General features: G+C 57.0%; 14 protein-coding genes. 7 read left to right on the top strand and 7 right to left on the bottom strand.

The genetic code is table 11. From position 1 onward, the window contains the following. Positions 1-2: 2 nt before the first annotated feature. Positions 3-2,117 carry a methyl-accepting chemotaxis protein gene (locus B0H98_RS03180; RefSeq protein ID WP_167392639.1) on the top strand — a complete coding sequence of 705 codons (2,115 nt, stop codon included), beginning with the start codon at positions 3-5 and terminating at the stop codon, positions 2,115-2,117. Positions 2,118-2,237: 120 nt separating this feature from the next. Here the strand turns inward: B0H98_RS03180 and B0H98_RS03175 are convergent, their stop codons facing one another. From B0H98_RS03175 to B0H98_RS03165, 3 genes are all read right to left on the bottom strand, one after another. Further along, positions 2,238-3,809 carry an AbgT family transporter gene (locus B0H98_RS03175; RefSeq protein ID WP_106373600.1) on the bottom strand — a complete coding sequence of 524 codons (1,572 nt, stop codon included), beginning with the start codon at positions 3,807-3,809 and terminating at the stop codon, positions 2,238-2,240. A 174-nt stretch (positions 3,810-3,983) separates the two neighbouring features. Further along, a complete protein-coding gene (locus B0H98_RS03170; protein ID WP_106373599.1) occupies positions 3,984-4,634 on the bottom strand; it encodes a hypothetical protein in 651 nt (216 codons plus the stop codon). A gap of 191 nt (positions 4,635-4,825) precedes the next feature. Then, positions 4,826-5,716: a LysR family transcriptional regulator gene (locus B0H98_RS03165; RefSeq protein ID WP_106373598.1), complete on the bottom strand. Its 891-nt coding sequence runs from the start codon at positions 5,714-5,716 to the stop codon at positions 4,826-4,828. A 159-nt stretch (positions 5,717-5,875) separates the two neighbouring features. On the opposite strand from B0H98_RS03165, the gene B0H98_RS03160 reads away from it, so the two are divergent. From B0H98_RS03160 to B0H98_RS03135, 6 genes are all read left to right on the top strand, one after another. Further along, positions 5,876-6,985 carry an S-(hydroxymethyl)glutathione dehydrogenase/class III alcohol dehydrogenase gene (locus tag B0H98_RS03160; RefSeq protein WP_106373597.1) on the top strand — a complete coding sequence of 370 codons (1,110 nt, stop codon included), beginning with the start codon at positions 5,876-5,878 and terminating at the stop codon, positions 6,983-6,985. Positions 6,986-7,068: 83 nt separating this feature from the next. Beyond that, positions 7,069-7,923, top strand: coding sequence for an S-formylglutathione hydrolase (gene fghA, locus B0H98_RS03155; protein ID WP_106373596.1), 855 nt, complete (start codon positions 7,069-7,071; stop codon positions 7,921-7,923). A gap of 8 nt (positions 7,924-7,931) precedes the next feature. Further along, positions 7,932-8,648 (top strand): monofunctional biosynthetic peptidoglycan transglycosylase, encoded by a 717-nt coding sequence (mtgA, locus tag B0H98_RS03150; protein WP_106373595.1) that lies wholly within the window; start codon positions 7,932-7,934, stop codon positions 8,646-8,648. A gap of 296 nt (positions 8,649-8,944) precedes the next feature. After that, positions 8,945-9,337, top strand: coding sequence for a DUF4168 domain-containing protein (locus B0H98_RS03145; RefSeq protein WP_106373594.1), 393 nt, complete (start codon positions 8,945-8,947; stop codon positions 9,335-9,337). Between the two features lie 167 nt (positions 9,338-9,504). Then, positions 9,505-11,415: a DUF294 nucleotidyltransferase-like domain-containing protein gene (locus B0H98_RS03140; protein ID WP_106373593.1), complete on the top strand. Its 1,911-nt coding sequence runs from the start codon at positions 9,505-9,507 to the stop codon at positions 11,413-11,415. 1 nt (position 11,416) lies between these two features. After that, complete coding sequence (locus B0H98_RS03135) at positions 11,417-12,142, top strand: 3'-5' exonuclease (protein ID WP_106373592.1); 726 nt, start codon at positions 11,417-11,419, stop codon at positions 12,140-12,142. 84 nt (positions 12,143-12,226) lie between these two features. On the opposite strand, the gene B0H98_RS03130 is transcribed toward B0H98_RS03135, so the two are convergent. The 4 genes from B0H98_RS03130 to B0H98_RS03115 form a co-directional block, all read right to left on the bottom strand. Further along, complete coding sequence (locus tag B0H98_RS03130; protein WP_106373591.1) at positions 12,227-13,867, bottom strand: BCCT family transporter; 1,641 nt, start codon at positions 13,865-13,867, stop codon at positions 12,227-12,229. Between the two features lie 176 nt (positions 13,868-14,043). Continuing rightward, positions 14,044-14,913 (bottom strand): glycine betaine ABC transporter substrate-binding protein, encoded by an 870-nt coding sequence (locus B0H98_RS03125; RefSeq protein ID WP_106373590.1) that lies wholly within the window; start codon positions 14,911-14,913, stop codon positions 14,044-14,046. Positions 14,914-15,024: 111 nt separating this feature from the next. Then, positions 15,025-15,855, bottom strand: coding sequence for an ABC transporter permease (locus B0H98_RS03120; protein WP_106373589.1), 831 nt, complete (start codon positions 15,853-15,855; stop codon positions 15,025-15,027). After that, on the bottom strand, positions 15,855-17,057 hold the full coding sequence (locus B0H98_RS03115) for a quaternary amine ABC transporter ATP-binding protein (protein ID WP_106373588.1): 1,203 nt from the start codon (positions 17,055-17,057) through the stop codon (positions 15,855-15,857). The genes B0H98_RS03120 and B0H98_RS03115 overlap by 1 nt, the downstream gene beginning before the upstream one ends. Between the last annotated feature and the right edge of the window lie 290 nt (positions 17,058-17,347).

Genomic DNA, 17,347 nt, shown 5'->3' with positions numbered 1-17,347 from the left:
ACATGAAAAGATCCCTGAGCATTCGCGCCATGCTGGTCGCGCTATTTCTGGCGGCCGTGATCGGCGCTCTTGTACTAGCGGTAACCGGGTGGGCGACCAACCAGCGGTTGATCAATTCGCAGCGCTATATCACCAACGACGTCATGCCCCTCCAGGCTGCCAGTCGTGACCTGGTACTCACCATGGGTGAGTACCGCCAGCGCCATACCGACCTGTTGACGGCGGATACCACCACAATCGATCAAGTCGTTTCACCTGAACTGCTCGATGCTCGGTTCAATGCAGCGCTTGATTCGCTGCAAAGCGGCCAGACGGCGATCGATCAGCGTGACCAGTTAGCCACCATCGCAGCAAGCTATCAGCGTCTGAAAGAGGGTGACAGCCTGCTTGAGCAAGTACGTCGTGAAGCGCTCAAACTATCGGCGCGTACCGACGAGCGCCTGGTAGAGATGGAGGCAATGATTGGAACGGTCATGCTCAGCGCCGAAGATATCGCCGGACGTACCGCACTGGCCCAGGTACGCCGCGAGCGCAACCAGCGTGAACTGATGTTGGCCTGGCGGGAAGATGGCATGACGGAGTTGCCTACTCAGCTGCTGGATAACATGTTCGAAGTGCAGCCGGATATTGGTCAGCTCAGCGGCAACGTGCGCATGGCGGTGGCGCTACTTTCCGATCTTGGACGACAGATTACGTTGACCCATAGCCAGGATGCGCTGGTGCACCTGCGCACCAATGAGATCGCCCAGCAGGTAATGCTTGCACGTCAGTCGCTTTCAGCGATTGCCGAAGCACCCAGCACCGAAGCTGAGCAGCGCGTCATGATTGCCGAGCTCGATCAGATCATCGCCGATGTTGAAGCGTTGATGATCGGCGATAACGACTCGGTGTACGTGCTTCGCGAGCAGCAGCTTGAGATGGCCGCCCGCGTTCAGGATGCCTTGAGCGAAGTATCGGTGGCGATGGATGACATGCGCGCTCAGCTGCGCGATATCGAGGTTTACGCGGTCGAGCAGGCCGACAGCGCCGCCGGTCAGGCCGAGACGCTGGCCAATGCCGGTCGTACGTTGCTGATTGCCGTGACGCTTGCCGTGATTGCGCTGCTGGCCATTTTCGGCTGGCGAACCCTGGTGCGTGTACTCGGCCCGCTGGTGACCATGCGTCGTCAGATGGAAAACATCAGCGGCGCGGCTGGTGAAAACGCCGATCTTTCCATGCGCCTGGCGCTGCAGCACAACGATGAAGTCGGTCAGACGGCGCAGGCTTTCAACCGCATGATGGATACGTTCGAAGGCATGGTTGCCCAGATTCGTGACAGTGCCGAAGCCATTGCTTCCAGTAGCCGTCAGATCGCCGCCGGTAACGAAAACCTTTCCCAGCGTACCGACCAGCAGGCAGCCTCGCTCGCCGAAACGGCCTCAAGCCTTGAACAGATCACCGCAACGGTCAGGCAGACGGCCGACTACGCCGACCAGGCGCGCGATGCAAGTTCGAGCGTTGACGGCCGCGCCCGTTCGGCAGGCGAGGTCGCCACACGCACGACAGCGGCGATGGGCAAGATCCGGGAAGCCAGCGAAAAGATCACCTCGATCATCAAGGCGATTGACGACATCGCTTTTCAGACCAACCTGCTGGCCCTCAACGCTTCGGTCGAGGCCGCACGTGCCGGCGATCAGGGGCGTGGCTTTGCCGTGGTGGCCCAGGAAGTACGCATGCTGGCTGGGCGCAGTGCCGAAGAGGCGGCCCAGATTCGTCATCTGGTGGATGATAGCGTCGCCAAGGTGAATGAGGGAGAGCACCTGGTCAAGGCTTCCAGCCAGCATCTACAGGAGATCATCGATAGCCTGTCGTCGGTAACCCGTTACGTTACCGAAATTGCCGATGCAACCAAGGAGCAGTCGACGGGGATCGAGCAGATCAATGAGGCGGTTTCGCAGCTTGATCAGGTAACTCACCAGAACGCGCGTCTGGTGCAGGAAGCCTCAAGTGCAAGCCAGACGCTGGATGAGCGGGCAGGCGGTATGCATAGCCTGGTCAGCCGCTTCAGAGTGGGCGATCAGGCAGGCAAGCACCCGCTGGCGCTTCCCGGCAGCGTTGAAGATGAGCGTCATCAGTAAGCCTTGCCGTAGGTAGAAAAAGCAGGCTGAGGCCCGTTACCTGCCCGTGTCAAAAAAGCCCGCCGTTCAATACGGCGGGCTTTTTCATTGGAGCTTGACGCGTCTTGCCAAGCTGTCGGGCTATAGCGTGTAGTAGGTGGCGGAGCCCGGACCTACCGGCAGGCCAAATACGAACACCCAGACAAAGAACAGAATGCTCCAGCCAATCAGCATGAACAGCGTATAGGGCAGCATGATCGCGACCAGCGTGCCGATACCCATATCCTTGCGATAGCGCGAGGCCACCGCGAGAATCAGGCCGAAATAGCTCATCATCGGGGTGATCAGATTGGTGACCGAATCACCAATCCGGTAAGCCGCCTGGATCACTTCCGGCGCGTAGCCCATCAGCATCAGCATGGGAACGAAGATAGGCGCCGTTACCGCCCACTGAGCCGAGGCGCTACCCAGCGACAGGTTGACGATGGCACACAGCAAAATGAACAGCGCAAACAGGCCCGGGCCGCGCAAGCCAAGCGACTGCAGCAGGTCAGCGCCGGCAACGGCAGTAACCGTGCCAAAGTTGCTCCAGTTGAAGAGCGCCACAAACTGCGCGGCAAAAAAGACCAGCACGATATAGAGCCCAAGGCTGCTCATGCTCTTGGCCATGGCGTTTACCACGTCGCGGTCATTGTGCATGGTGCCTGCCAGACGGCCGTAGACAAACCCCAGCAGGGTAAAGGCGATTGCCACGATTACCACGATGCCGCGCAAGAACGGCGAGCCGCTTACCAGACCGGTTTCCGGGTTACGCAGAATGCCGCTGTCGGGTACGACCATGACCGCGATCAGCGCCGCTAGCGCCAGGGCGGCAAGGCCGGTACCTTTCAGTGCGCGCTTCTCTTGCTCGCCAAGCCCTTCCATGCGCTGTTCGTCGATATCGCTTTCGGCATAGGCCGAGTCGAACTTGCCAAGCTTGGGTTCCACGATGCGCTCGGTGACCAGTCCACCAATCAGCGTCACAAAGAAGGTACTGGCAAACATGAAGAACCAGTTGGCTTCGGCCCCTACGATATAGGCCGGGTCCAGCAGTCGTGCGGCTTCCTGGGTAATGCCTGAGAGCAGCGGGTCAACGGTGCCGATCAGCAGGTTGGCGCTGTAGCCGCCGGAAACACCGCAAAACGCCGCGGCAAGACCGGCAAGCGGGTGGCGCCCCAGGGAGTGGAAGATCATGGCGGCCAGCGGAATCAGCACCACATAGCCAAGCTCGGCGGCCATGTTCGACATGATACCGGCAAATACCACGGCGTAGGTCACGATGCGTGGTGAGCGGTTGAGCACCAGCGCTCGCATGCTGGCTGACAACAGCCCCGAATGCTCGGCCACACCGACCCCCAGCATGGCCACCAGCACGGTGCCCAAGGGCGCAAAGCCTGTGAAGTTGGTGACCATTTCGGTTACCAGACGGCGCAGACCCTCGGCGTTGAGCAGCGAGTTGACTGCAATGATCTCGCCTTCGTTGGCCGGACGCGGGTCGGCTACCGATACGCCGAGCGCGCCGGCAATGCCGCTTGCGATAACCACGAAGATACACAGCAGGGCGAACAGGGTAACGGGGTGGGGCAGTAGATTGCCCAGCCATTCGACGCTATCGAGAAAGCGGGTAAAGACGCCGCGATTAGAGCGGCTCTCGGGTTGATTAGGCGTATTCATAAGTCATGGGCCATTGTTATTGAGAAAGGTTATTGAGAAGAGTCGAAAAAAGGTATCGCGCGAAACACTACGGTGACGCGGAGCGCGGTGCAAACGGGTTTGCGTATAGCGGAATCCAAAAAATGAAACGCCGCCCAGGAAAGCCTGGGCGGCGCATGGGTGGCAGGCGGGCAGTTACGACGTGAGGCGTTGGGATTTACGGATTCTAAGTGCCAGCAGTAAAAGCTCGATGGTGGCAAACAGAATCAGGCTGTAGCCCATGAGTTCGACCACTTCTTCGGCAACGTCCTTGAAAACGCGCACGTAGTCATCTTCAAGAACGGCACGCCAGAAGATCTGACGCCCATACAAGCGCGAAAAGATGTAGGTGGTCAGTACGCCGCCGGCAAACAGGCCAAACGCAAAAGTGTTGCTGTAGTGGGCAAACTCGGCAAGAAAGCGGCGGCGCTGATAGATCACCCAGCCAATCGAGGGCAGCGTGATCATCGTGACCAGTACTTTCCAGCTGTTATCCGCCACGAATTCGTCCAGGAAGTAGTCCTGCTCACGGACCAGTGAAGCGGCAATGAAGGCAAACAGCAGTAACGTGACATTAGGCCATACCTTGAGCACCTGGCGAATATACAGCAGCAGGACGCAGCAGCTTGCCAGGGTCAGCGTCTGGGCAAACTCGGTAAAGCCCAGTTCGCTAAAGCGCACGGAGGGAAAGTAGAGTGCTTCCAGGTAGGCGCCTTGTGCGATGCCGCCAATAAACAGTACGTAAAGCGTAGCCCTTAGTAACGTAGTACGAAAATCGATGGGCCAAACAGGAGGGGGGAGGTGCATGCCTTTTCCTTGGGGGTAGAGAGTAACAGATCTTGCTGATGAAACATTCGGTGGTGAATGTTCATTATATCGTCACCTCTCTATGCTGGCACGCCACTCTTGCGAATAAATCTGATACACATACGCCGACAGAATAGGTGGGCAGTTCCTTTAAGGGCAGCGTAAGGGCTGCCTTTCAAAAAAAGTGTGGGTTAGGGCGTTTCAGGCAGCACGCGCGCGATATTGGCAACCAGATAATCGACCAACTGGCGAATCTTGGGCGAGAGGTGGCGGTGGCGGGGATATACTGCCCATACGGCGGTATCGTGATGCTGAAAGGGTTCGAGTACGGCCACCAGTTCTCCGCTGGCGAGATAAGGGGCCACGTAGTAATCGGGCAGCTGTGCCAGCCCCAGGCCCTTGAGCGCGGCATCCAGCAGGGCAGGACCGGAGTTGCCGCTCCAGCTGCCTTCCACGCGCACTTCGCGGCGCTGGCCGTTTACCTCGAACAGCCAGTTGGGCCGTGAGCCTATCAGGCAGCGATGCTGGCTGAGCTCCGCCAGAGTATGCGGCGGTGACATCTGGCGGAAATAGGCCCTGGAACCCACGATATATTCGCGCCGCTGACACAGCCGCCGGGCAATCAGGCTCGAGTCCTTGAGCACACCCATGCGAATGGCGATATCAAAACCCTCTTCAATCAGCTCGACCGGTCGGTTGGTAAAATGCATGTGTACTTCAAGCTGGGGGTGCAGGCACTGAAAGTCATTCACGAGCGGCGCAATGTAACGCTCGCCAAAGGTGGTGGCCGAGGTCAGCTTCAGCAAGCCGTGGGGTTTGGCCTGAAGCTCACTGATGGCTTGTTCGGCGTCCTTCAAGCCATCGAACAGGTGCTGGCAGTGCTCTACATAGATGGCACCTGCATCGGTCAGGCGAATCTGGCGCGTGGTGCGATAGAGAAGCTGAATGCCCAGATGGTTTTCAAGCTGGCTGACCAGGCGGCTGATATGCGATGTCGATACTTTTAAATGCTGGGCAGCCGCTGAAAACGTGCCCAGCCGCACCACTTCGATAAACGCTTCAATACGGTCCCATCGTTGCATTGTCGTTCCAGTCGGCAGGTTGATTGTTGCACACAGGCAATAATCTTATGAGTATATCCCGCTTTTTCTTGAGCCCCCAGCTAACTTACACTGCCCGTGTCCGACTGCTTGGCGATACACGTAGTCTATAGTGCAGTAACCGTATTAAGGAGTTGATCCATGAAGTCACGCGCAGCTGTTGCCCTGGAAGCGGGTAAGCCGCTTGAACTGGTCGAAATTGATGTAGAAGGCCCCAAGGCGGGCGAAGTGCTGGTCCGCATGGCGGCCACCAGTGTCTGCCACACCGATGCCTATACCCTGTCAGGTACTGACCCGGAAGGGCTCTTTCCTTCCGTGCTGGGCCATGAAGGCGCCGGCGTAGTGCAGGAAGTCGGTGAAGGGGTCACCAGCCTCAAGCCCGGCGACCACGTCATTCCGCTTTATACTGCCGAGTGCGGCAAGTGCAAGTTCTGCCTGTCCGGCAAGACCAACCTGTGCGGCAGCGTACGCGCTACCCAGGGCAAGGGCGTCATGCCCGACGGCACCTCGCGGTTCTCGCTCGACGGCAAGATGCTGCATCACTACATGGGCACTTCGACGTTCAGCGAATACACCGTTGTTCCTGAAGTGTCACTGGCGGTGGTTTCCAAGGAAGCCCCGATGGACAAGATCTGCCTGCTGGGCTGTGGCGTCACCACCGGCATCGGCGCGGTGCTCAACACGGCGAAAGTGGAGCCGGGTTCTACCGTTGCCGTCTTCGGCCTGGGCGCGATTGGCCTGGCGGTCATTCAGGGCGCAGTCATGGCCAAGGCGGCGCGTATCATCGCCATTGACGTCAACGCCGACAAGTTCGAGCTTGCCAAGCAGTTTGGCGCCACCGACTTCGTCAATCCCAAGGAGTACAGCGACCCGATTCAGCAGGTGATTGTCGATTTGACCGATGGCGGCGTGGATTACTCGTTTGAGTGCATCGGCAACGTCAACGTGATGCGCTCGGCGCTTGAGTGCTGCCACAAGGGCTGGGGTGAATCGATCGTGATCGGTGTCGCCGGTGCCGGTGAAGAAATCTCTACCCGTCCGTTCCAGCTGGTGACCGGACGCGTCTGGAAAGGCTCTGCGTTTGGTGGTGTCAAAGGCCGCAGCGAGCTGCCAGGCTATGTTGAACGTTACATGAACGGTGAAATCAATATTGATGACTTCATCACCCATGATATGCCGTTTGAAAAGATCAACGAGGCCTTTGAGCTGCTGCATGCCGGTAAGAGTATCCGTACCGTACTGCACTACTAAGCAGAGCCTTTAAGTTTCCACCTGATCTAGTCAAGGCGCGGTAGGGATTCTGCCGCGCCTGCCTGTTTGCAAGGAGCCTGCCCATGAGCATGAGTGAAACTCTAGAACTGGTGTCTGCCAACCGAAGTTTCGGTGGTTGGCACAAGCGCTACCGCCACTACTCCCGGGCGCTGGACTGCGATATGGAGTTTGCGGTTTACCTGCCGCCCCAGGCAGAAAGTGAGCGCGTGCCGCTTTTATGGTGGCTTTCCGGGCTGACCTGCAATGATGAGAACTTCATGCAGAAGGCCGGCGCCCAGCGCCTGGCGGCTGAGCTTGGCATCGCGATTGTCTGCCCCGACACAAGCCCCCGCGGCACCGATCTTCCCGGGGAGCATGAAAGCTATGATCTGGGCTCAGGTGCCGGCTTCTACGTCAACGCTACCGAGACGCCCTGGAAGCCTCACTACCGGATGTACGACTACATCATTGAAGAGCTGCCTTCCGTGGTACGCCAGCATTTTCCGGTCAATGGACGCGAGTCGATCAGCGGCCACTCCATGGGCGGGCACGGCGCCTTGATTCTGGCGCTGCGCCATCCTGGCCGCTTCAGCTCGGTCTCCGCGTTTGCGCCTATCGTCAATCCGATGGAGTGCCCCTGGGGGCAAAAAGCGTTCACCCACTACCTGGGTGAAGATCAGTCACGCTGGCGCCAGTACGATGCCTGCGAGCTGGTGGCCAACGGTGCTTCGCGCCAGCGGCTGTTTATCGATCAGGGCGAAGCCGACCAGTTCCTCGAGGAGCAGTTGAAGCCTGAGCGTCTGGAAGCCATCTGTGAAGCCCATGACCATCCGCTGACGCTGCGCCGTCAGCCGGGTTACGACCATAGTTACTTCTTTATTGCCTCGTTCATCGAGGACCATCTGCGTTATCATGCGGAACATCTTATGAAACCCTAAGGACAATAATGCTTAAACGTACGCTGGGCCGCTTTCTTCGTCAGCTATGGCGTCTTGTGTGGCGCGGCGTGCTGCTTTTTGTCCTTCTTTCGGTAGCGCTGGTGCTGCTGTTTCGTTTCGTCCCGCCGCCGGGCTCCATGGTCATGGTGGAGCGCAAGATCCAGAGCTGGATTCATAGCGAACCTATCACTATTGAGCGCCAGTGGCGCAGCTGGGACGAACTTTCCAGCAGCGCCAAGCTCGCCGTCATTGCCGCCGAAGATCAGCGCTTTCCCATTCACCGCGGATTCGATCTCGTAGAGCTGCGTCGCGCCTGGCAAACGAGCCAGGACGGTGGACGCCTGCGCGGGGCAAGTACACTGAGCCAGCAAACCGCCAAGAACGTCTTTCTGTGGAGCGGGCGAAGCTGGACCCGCAAAGGGCTTGAAGCCTGGTTTACCCTGCTGATCGAAACCTTCTGGAGCAAGCAGCGCATTCTGGAGGTGTACCTTAACGTGGCGGAGTGGGATACCGGTGTCTTTGGACTCGAAGCCGCCTCCCGGCACTATTTCGGCGTATCCGCCAGTGCGCTCTCTGACCGGCAGGCAAGCCTGCTGGCCGCAATTCTTCCAAGCCCGCGTACCCGCAGCGCCTCACGCCCTGACGCCCAGGTAGAGAGACGCAGCCAGTGGATTGCCCGGCAGATGCGCAACCTCGGAGGCGCAGGCTATCTGCAGCGCCTCTAGCATCCATCAGCAAGCGTTTTTTCAAGTGATGTGGCCTGAGTGAATGTATTTGCCGGGCGCGTTCATGAAAAAAATTTAAAAAATTCTGGTGATTTTCATTAGCACAGCGGATAGCGGCTATCTTGTTTTAAGTTATTGAATATAAATTGTTTATTTTATTCTTTATGATGGCGGTTGACTCGAGTCCATCAACGGATTTAGCCAAAATTACATTCTATTACCTAAAAAATTGAACCTGTCCTGATTCGCCGCGTCACACTTTGCACATTCACAACGCGTCAATGAGGTTTCTTTCTATGCAACGTATAACTGCTTTGTTCTCTGCTGCTCTGCTTGCAACTGGTCTGATGGCAACGACTGCCAACGCCCAACAGGCACAGGATCCGGCTCAGGATCCGATGGCCACCCAGCAAGCCGCGCCTACTCAGGATTTTTCTGACGAGCAGCTACAGCAGTTCGCCGATGCTTCTCAAGAAATCGCCGTGATCTCGCAAGAGTACACACAGCGTCTGCAGGAAGCAGGAGACGAATCTGCACAACAGGAAGTTCGTGCTGAAGCCAACGATCGCATGATCGAAGTGGTTGAAGATAGCGGTCTCGATGTCGATACCTTTAACGCGATCGGCCAGTCCATTCAGCAAGATCCGGAAATGATGCAGCGTGTTCAAGAGATGGCAAGCCAGTCGTAAGCAATGACTGAGCGTCAACGGTAGCTGAGACTGTCTTTCAGCCGTCCGTTGAACATCGCGAAAGCCCGGTACTTACGTGCCGGGCTTTTTATTGGGCGCAGGGTTTACGATATTGTTGAACCCATCCAAACTACTGATTTGTCTGCCGGGTTCGTCAAGGAGAGTGTATGGACGTTGAGCTACTCGAAATCCGCCAATTCATGGGCCAGTTTCCCCCCTTCGACGGGCTCTCGGACGAGCTGCTTGATGCGATTGCCGAACGAGTAGAGGTCAGCTATTTCAAGACCGGCAGCGATATCCTGGTGCTCAACGACACGCTGGATGAGCTGTGCTTCATCAGAAGTGGGGCCGTTGAGGTATACCGCCGCCAGGGCGAGCTTTACAACCGTCTGGGCGAGGGGGATATCTTTGGTCACTTCAGCCTGCTGCGCAATCACAAGGTACGCTTTCCTGCGCAGGCGATTGAAGACACGCTGATCTACTTCATTCCCAACGATGTCTTTCAGCGGTTGTGCGAAGAGGACGACGACTTCGCCGATTTTGTAGAGCTTGAGCGGCCAAGGCTTGAAACCGCCGCCGAGCAGCAGAAAAAGTCCAACGACATGATGGTCACGCGTATCCGCAAGCTCGTGACACGCTACCCGGTCATGGTCGAGGCCAGTACCACGCTTCAGCAGGTAGCCCAGCAGATCAGCGAAGCCCAGGCGTCGGCGGCCATCGTGATCAACCAGTGTTCGGGCAATCCGCGCTACAGCTTTCAGGATAGCGAAGGCCAGACCTGGCGCATGGAAGGGATCTTTACCGATAGCGATTTTCGTACCCGCGTGGTGGCTGAAGGGCTCTCACCGCAGGCCGCCATTGGCGATGTAGCCTCCTCGCACCTGATAACCATCCAGTCGGACGCGTCAGTATATGAAGCCATGCTGACCATGCTGCGCAATAACGTCCACCATCTGCCGGTCGTCTATCGCCAGCGCCCGGTGGGCGTGGTCCATCTTTCCGATATCATTCGCTATGAAACCCACAGTGGGCTTTATCTGGTCAGCAACATCTTTAACCAGTCAAGCGCTCAGGGCCTCGCCAAGCTGGCTCCAGACGTAAGGGCCGCGTTTGTGCGGATGGTGCAGGAAGGCGCCAACTCGCAGATGGTGGGCAGTGCGCTTTCGACCATCGGGCGAAGCTTTACTCGCCGTTTGCTGGAGCTCGCCGAAGCCGAGCTCGGCCCGCCGCCGGTGCCTTACTGCTTCATGGTGAACGGCTCGATGGCGCGTAACGAACAGAGCATCGTGACCGATCAGGACAACGCGCTGGTGCTATCCGATGATTTCGTGGCCGAGGAGCATGATGCGTACTTTTACGCGCTTGCCAAGTTTGTAAGCGATGGTCTGGATGCCTGCGGCTACACCTACTGCAAAGGCGATGTAATGGCCACCAACGAGCAGTGGCGCCAGCCGCTAAGCGTGTGGAAGCGCTATTTCCAGGACTGGATGGAAAACCCGACGCCCGAGCGCCTGCTGCACAGCTCCATCTTTTTCGATCTCGACAGCATCTACGGCGAAGATCACTTCGTTGAAACCCTGCAGGACCTGATTGCCCAGAAGGCACCCCAGTCACCGCTGTTTCTGGCCGCCATGGCACGCAATGCGCTCAACCGTACGCCACCGCTGGGGTTCTTTCGTACCTTCGTGATGGAGAAAGACGGCAAGCACAATAACTCCATTAACCTGAAACGCCGCGGAACAGCCCCCATGGCGGACCTGGTACGTATCCACGCGCTGGCATCCGGCTCCAAGGCCCAGAACACCTTTCAGCGCTTGAACGATATTAGCAATACGCAGCTGCTGGCGACCGGGGTCAGCGACAAGCTGAGCTACGCGTTCGAGTTTCTCTGCATGTCGCGGCTGCGCCACCAGATGATCGATATTCAGGAAGAGCGAGTGCCGGATAACAACATCGAGCCTGAAAATGTGGAAGATAGCGAACGGCACACGCTGAAAGATGCGTTTCAGGTACTCAGCAATGCCCAGAAGTTTCTGAAGTTCCGCTATCCCATGCCCTCCCAGCGGCCGAGGCAGTAATATGCTAGGCATTCGTCCACGTCAACGAGTCACCCAGGCCAACTGGGCAGAATACATGGCAACGCGGGAGCAGCAGGTAAAGGATCCGGCGATCAGGCAGTTTTTCGCCACGCCCCTGCCCGCCGAGGATACGCCGATTTCACAAGTGCCCATGATCGCACTGGATATGGAAACGACCGGCCTGGATGAGCACCATCATGCCATTGTCAGCATCGGCATCGTGCCGTTCACGCTTGACCGTATAAGGCTCGCCGAGCGTCGGCACTGGGTAGTCAAGCCTACCCGGCCACTGTCGGACACTTCGATTACCTTTCACCACATCACCCATTCAGAAGTGGCTGCTGCACCGGACCTGGATACCATTCTGGATGAGTTGCTGGGGCGCTTGGCCGGGCATCTGGTGGTGGTGCATTTTCGCAATATCGAGCGGCCTTTCCTGGATGCGGCAGTCAAGGCCCGGCGCGGGGAAGGCGTCATGTTTCCCATGATCGACACCATGTCGCTCGAGGCGCGGCTGCACCGCCAGACGCTATGGGCACGCTTTCGCCGCTGGCTGGGTCGGCCGCCGGTATCCATACGCTTGAATGCCAGCCGGGAACGCTATGGACTGCCTGCGTATCAGGGGCATCATGCACTGCTGGATGCCATGGCAACCGCCGAGCTTTTTCAAGCTCAGGTAGCCACTCATTATCGGCCGGATACGCCCTTGAAAGACCTGTGGTGCTAGCCTTTCGTTTTTTCTAGGTGAAGATACTCTGCAAACAAAACGGGCAGCCTTTTGGCTGCCCGTTTTGGCCGTGCGCGATAAACGTTATACCGCCTTGGGTTCGCTCATCAGTCCCTTGATGATCGCGTAGCACGCTACCAGCAGGATAATGGTGAACGGGAAGCCCGTTGATACAGCCATGGTCTGCAGTGCGGTAAGGCCGCCACCCAGCAGCAGGGCGATGGCAATGGCGCCTTCGATAATGGCCCAGAACACGCGCTGGGGTGTAGGAGCATCCACTTTGCCGCCCGCCGTAATGGAGTCGATTACCAGAGAACCCGAGTCGGAGGAGGTCACAAAGAACACGATGACCAGCACGATAGCGATGAAAGACGTGATTTGTGACAGCGGTAACTGCTCCAGCATGAGGAACAGCTGCAGGTCGACGCCCGCATCGCGCACGGCGCTGATACCCTGGCTCACGTATTGATCAATCGCCGTGCCGCCAAAGGTGGTCATCCACAGAACCGATACCACGGACGGTATGATAAGTACGGAAATCAGGAACTCACGAACCGTGCGGCCGCGTGATACACGGGCAATAAACATGCCGACGTACGGTGACCAGGAGATCCACCAGGCCCAGTAGAAGGCGGTCCAGCCTTGGCTGAAGTTAGCATCTTCGCGGCCAAACGGGTTGGAGAGCGCGGCAAAATTAGTCGCATAGCTCCACAGGTTTTCAAAGAAGCCCGTTGCAATGAACAGGGTCGGACCTACAGCAATCACGAAGAACAGCAGCAGCGCCGCCATGGCGATGTTGATCTTGGACAGCAGCTGCACGCCCTTGTCGACGCCCGCAATGATGGAGGCGATAGCCACCAGGGTGATGCCGACAATCAACAGGATCATCGTGATGTCGCCTTCCGGCGCGCCAAACAGGTAGGTCAGGCCCGCGGCCGCCTGGCTGGCACCTAGCCCCAATGACGTGGCCAAACCAAATAGCGACGCAAATACCGCCAGAATATCGATGACGTGGCCAGGCCATCCCCACACACGCTCGCCCAGAATAGGGTAGAACACCGAGCGCATGGAGAGCGGTAAGCCCTTGTTGAACGAGAACAGGGCCAGCGACAGGGCCACGATGGCGTAAATGGCCCAGGGGTGAAGGCCCCAGTGGTAAATGGTGGCTGCCATGGCAAGCGACGTCGCCGCGGCCGCATCACCCGCAGCACCGCCTAGTGGCGCCCAGGAATCTCCATCAAGCGAGGTCCCGAAGTGGGTGAGGGGCTCATTCACGCCAAAAAACATCAAGCCAATGCCCATGCCTGCGGCAAACAGCATCGAGAACCAACCCATATAGGTATAGTCAGGCTTGGCGTCGGCTCCCCCTAGGCGAATTTTACCCAGTGGGGAAAAAATCAGACCAATACATAAAATAACGAATATGTTGGCAGCAGCGATAAAGAACCAGGAGAGATTACCGGTCAAGAAGCTGAAGATGGCGTCATATATCGGTGCGATAGTGTCTTGCAGCGCCAGTGTCAACACTACAAATATCAACACAACAATGGCAGAGACGCTGAATACCTTGCCATGCAGGTCAAGGTCAAAGCCCATCTTGTTGGTCGTAATATTATCCTGACCGATCACATAATCGGTATCGATCAGGTTAGCTGCCCCCTCAGGGGCAGGAATGCCCTCTGAGCCCGGTTCATCCGGGGAATGATTCGGTTCTTGCTTATCCACGGGTGCCTCTCCGTTTTGATTTGAAAACACGCGCGTATGCGTCGTGCAGCTTTTGATTAACTATATATTAACAAACGTTGTATTGCCGGATTGTGCTGACTATTTTTTGTAAAATAATTGACCAGAAAAAGCGCCAGCCACAGTGCCACTGCGGCTGGCGCAACTGACCCGATTATTCAGCTATTCAGCCACTGCTCTACAACGTCCTGATTATCTTCCACCCACTGTTTGGCATTTTCATACGGGTCGCTGCCCTCTTCCTGATTCATCAGCATGACTTCCCCCATCTGCTCCGGGGTCCATTCAAACGCATCAAGAATGGCATAGGCTTCGGGCATGTCGTCTTCCAGGCCATCGCGTACCACGGTATGAATCTGCTCCGCGCCTCCGAACACGTCTTCAGGGTCTTCCAGATACTTCAGATCCCAACGGGCAAACATCCAGTGCGGTGTCCAGCTGGTAACAACGATATCTTCTTCGTTATTGATGGCGTTGCTGAGCGCAGCCACCATGGTCGCGTCACTACCGCTACGCAGACGAAGGCCGAGGTCATAGGTATCGACAACATCTTCCGCCAGGCCCATCAAGCCTGCGCCAGGATCTATACCGATGATCTCGCTATTGAATATATCTGCATTGTCGTTGAGCTCGTCGATTGAATCGACTTCTGTGTAGGCAGGAACGACAAGGCCAAGCTTGGTGCCATCCAGGTTAGGGCCCAGGTCCTCGATCTTGTCGCCGATGCGCTCCATGTAGTCGGCGTGGGTGGTGGGCAGCCAGGCCGCCACGATGGCATCAGCGTCGCCGGTCGAGAGCGCCTGAAACATGGCCGCTGCCGAAAGTGAGGTCAGTTCGACGTCATAGCCTGCCTGCTCGAGCACCGCGGCCATCACGTTGGTGGACGCCACCTCGGATGACCACTCCACATAGGCCAGGTTGATCGTTTGTTCCTGAGCCTGAACACCACCTGCCGCAAGGCCTGTGCTTGCGATCAGGATGGCCGAGGCCAGGCGAGTAGTGCGTTGGCTTAACAGTTGCGTTTTCATTCACTTGCTCCCTTTTGTAGTCAACGCTTTAACCAAAGTTAAGTAAGCGTTTTTAGCATGGTCGTGAAACGACAGTTCATCAAGTAACGTTGGTTCATCAAGCAAGGCGTTTTATCGGGACGATTTGCGCAGTGCCTGGGTCAAACGGTCCAGCAGCATGGCCAGAATTACCACGGCGATACCGGCTTCGAACCCATCGCCAGGACGCAGGCGCTGAATGGCACGCCATACTTCGCTGCCCAGGCCATCCGCGCCAATCATGGCGGCAATGACCACCATGGAGAGTGCCAGCATGATTGTCTGGTTGATACCCGCCATTACCGTAGGTAGCGAAAGCGGCAACTGCACCTTGAAAAGCTTCTGGCTGCGCGTGGCGCCATAGGCGTCGGCAGCTTCGATCAGCTCGACCGGCACCTGGCGGATACCCAGCGTTGTGAAGCGGATAGCGGGGGGCATGGAGAAGATGACCGTGGCAAAGATAGCCGATACCGAACCGATACCGAAAAATGGAATGGCGGGAATCAGATAGACAAATGCCGGCATGGTCTGCATGAAATCCAGCACCGGCATGATGACCCGATAGAGCCGCTCGGAAAGCGCCGCCGCAATGCCGAAGGGCAGGGCGATAGCCACGGCCACCAAGGTAGCAATCACTACCAGGGTCAGGGTCTCGATCATCGGATTCCAAAGGCCCAGGTTCCAGATCAAGGCCAGGCCCGCCACCGCGCCAATCGCCAGGCGGGGGCTGGCAAGCTTCCAGCAGACAAGCGCGATAATGGCCAACAGCGCCCATTCGGGTAGCCACATCAAGCCATCGTTCAAGCTATTGATACCGGTCTGGGTGAAGCGTGAAATAGCTCGCGTGACGACCGAGTACTCGCTTGTTAACCAGTCAAGGCCGGTTTCAATCCAACGGCCCAGAGGAAGACGGGGAATATCCATTACTGCTCTCCTGCTTTGGCCAACTCATCCAGTACCGCCCCTTTTACCACTACGCCCAGCAGGTGCTGCTGCTCATCCACGACGGCAATGGGGAGGCTCTTTTCGCTGAACATTGCAAACAGGTGCTGCAAGGGTTCATCGGGAGAGACTTTACGAAAATCCTGGGTCAGATAGCGTTTGATGCTGTCAGCGCCTTGCTGAATGGCAACAGTGGCAGCTTCCGCCTCAAGCAGGCCCAGCAGTGTGCGGTCGCGGTCGGTGACATAGATGGAATCGATGGCGTGGTCGCGCATGCGGTGCAGCGCGGTACGCGGGCCGTCGCTTTCCCGCGCCGTGGTGCGCAGAGGCCGCATGGCGCTGGCCGCCGTCAATACCCGTGAGCGATCCACACCTTCGATGAAGCGGCGTACGTAGTCATCGGCGGGCTGGGTGAGAATCTGCTCCGGCGTACCAATCTGGATCACCTCGCCATCCTTGAGCAGCACGATGCGATCGCCAATATTGAGCGCTTCGTCCAGGTCATGAGTAATAAAGACGGTAGTCTTCTGCATTCGGGTCTGCAGCTGCAAAAGTTCCTGCTGCATGTCTTTACGGATCAGCGGGTCGAGCGCTGAAAACGCTTCGTCCATCAGCAGTACGCTGGCGTCGTTGGCCAGTGCTCGGGCCAGGCCGACACGCTGCTGCATGCCGCCAGAAAGCTGATTGGGGTAGGCGTTCTCCCAGCCCTCAAGGCCTACCTGCTGAAGTGCCGTGTGGGCGATTTTCTGGCGCTCTTGCTTATCGATGCCACGAATTTCCAGGCCGAACTCGGCGTTCTGCTGAACGGTACGATGCGGGAACAGGGCAAAATTCTGGAACACCATCGAGAAGTGCCGGCGGCGACAGGCCAGCAGCGCCTTGTCACTCAAGGTGGGGATATTTTCACCCTCGATGATGATTTCGCCTTCGGTGGTATCGATCAAACGGTTGAGGCAGCGGATCAGGGTGGACTTGCCGGAGCCGGAAAGCCCCATGATCACCAGCAGCTCGCCTTGATAGACATCGAATGAAATATTCGAAAGGCCCAGTGTCTGGCCGGTTTTCTCGAGAATTTCAGGCCGCTTGAGCCCCTGATCGCGAAGTGCCAAGGCTTTTTGGGGCTGTTTACCAAATACTTTACTTACACCACGTACTTTTATTTTGACCGGGCGCTGTTCATCCATCGGCAATGCCTTTTATCGGTATGAGGCACTTTGTGTCGCTACTCTTCTGACCGACTGCTATAGCCTTCAAAGCAGCCACACAAAGAAATCATAAGAAAAATAAAGAATTTATGCGGTTAATTATTAAAAATTATTATACATAAGTGTGCCGATTGTGCCACATCGCTCCTTTCAACGCTGCCAACATTTGCCACATGTGTCATTTTGCACCCGGTTTCCAGGGCTTTTTAAAATGTGTTATTTATCCATAAGGTTTTGAATTAATTGTATTTATTTTTATGTTGGCGCAT

It is taken from the genome of Vreelandella songnenensis (assembly GCF_003002925.1).
Classification (GTDB): domain Bacteria; phylum Pseudomonadota; class Gammaproteobacteria; order Pseudomonadales; family Halomonadaceae; genus Vreelandella; species Vreelandella songnenensis.
The sequence above is the reverse complement of the archived record's forward strand: the minus strand, read 5'-3'. Positions and strand labels throughout refer to the sequence as shown.

Excerpts from the sequence above, each read along its gene's own strand:
- B0H98_RS03165 (WP_106373598.1), bottom strand. The coding sequence starts at position 5,716 with ATGCAACGATGGGACCGTATTGAAGCGTTTATCGAAGTGGTGCGGCTG.
- B0H98_RS03180 (WP_167392639.1), top strand. The coding sequence starts at position 3 with ATGAAAAGATCCCTGAGCATTCGCGCCATGCTGGTCGCGCTATTTCTG.
- B0H98_RS03145 (WP_106373594.1), top strand. The coding sequence starts at position 8,945 with ATGCAACGTATAACTGCTTTGTTCTCTGCTGCTCTGCTTGCAACTGGT.
- B0H98_RS03120 (WP_106373589.1), bottom strand. The coding sequence starts at position 15,855 with ATGGATATTCCCCGTCTTCCTCTGGGCCGTTGGATTGAAACCGGCCTT.
- fghA (WP_106373596.1), top strand. The coding sequence starts at position 7,069 with ATGAGCATGAGTGAAACTCTAGAACTGGTGTCTGCCAACCGAAGTTTC.
- B0H98_RS03160 (WP_106373597.1), top strand. The coding sequence starts at position 5,876 with ATGAAGTCACGCGCAGCTGTTGCCCTGGAAGCGGGTAAGCCGCTTGAA.
- B0H98_RS03170 (WP_106373599.1), bottom strand. The coding sequence starts at position 4,634 with ATGCACCTCCCCCCTCCTGTTTGGCCCATCGATTTTCGTACTACGTTA.
- B0H98_RS03115 (WP_106373588.1), bottom strand. The coding sequence starts at position 17,057 with ATGGATGAACAGCGCCCGGTCAAAATAAAAGTACGTGGTGTAAGTAAA.
- B0H98_RS03140 (WP_106373593.1), top strand. The coding sequence starts at position 9,505 with ATGGACGTTGAGCTACTCGAAATCCGCCAATTCATGGGCCAGTTTCCC.
- B0H98_RS03175 (WP_106373600.1), bottom strand. The coding sequence starts at position 3,809 with ATGAATACGCCTAATCAACCCGAGAGCCGCTCTAATCGCGGCGTCTTT.
- B0H98_RS03135 (WP_106373592.1), top strand. The coding sequence starts at position 11,417 with ATGCTAGGCATTCGTCCACGTCAACGAGTCACCCAGGCCAACTGGGCA.
- mtgA (WP_106373595.1), top strand. The coding sequence starts at position 7,932 with ATGCTTAAACGTACGCTGGGCCGCTTTCTTCGTCAGCTATGGCGTCTT.
- B0H98_RS03125 (WP_106373590.1), bottom strand. The coding sequence starts at position 14,913 with ATGAAAACGCAACTGTTAAGCCAACGCACTACTCGCCTGGCCTCGGCC.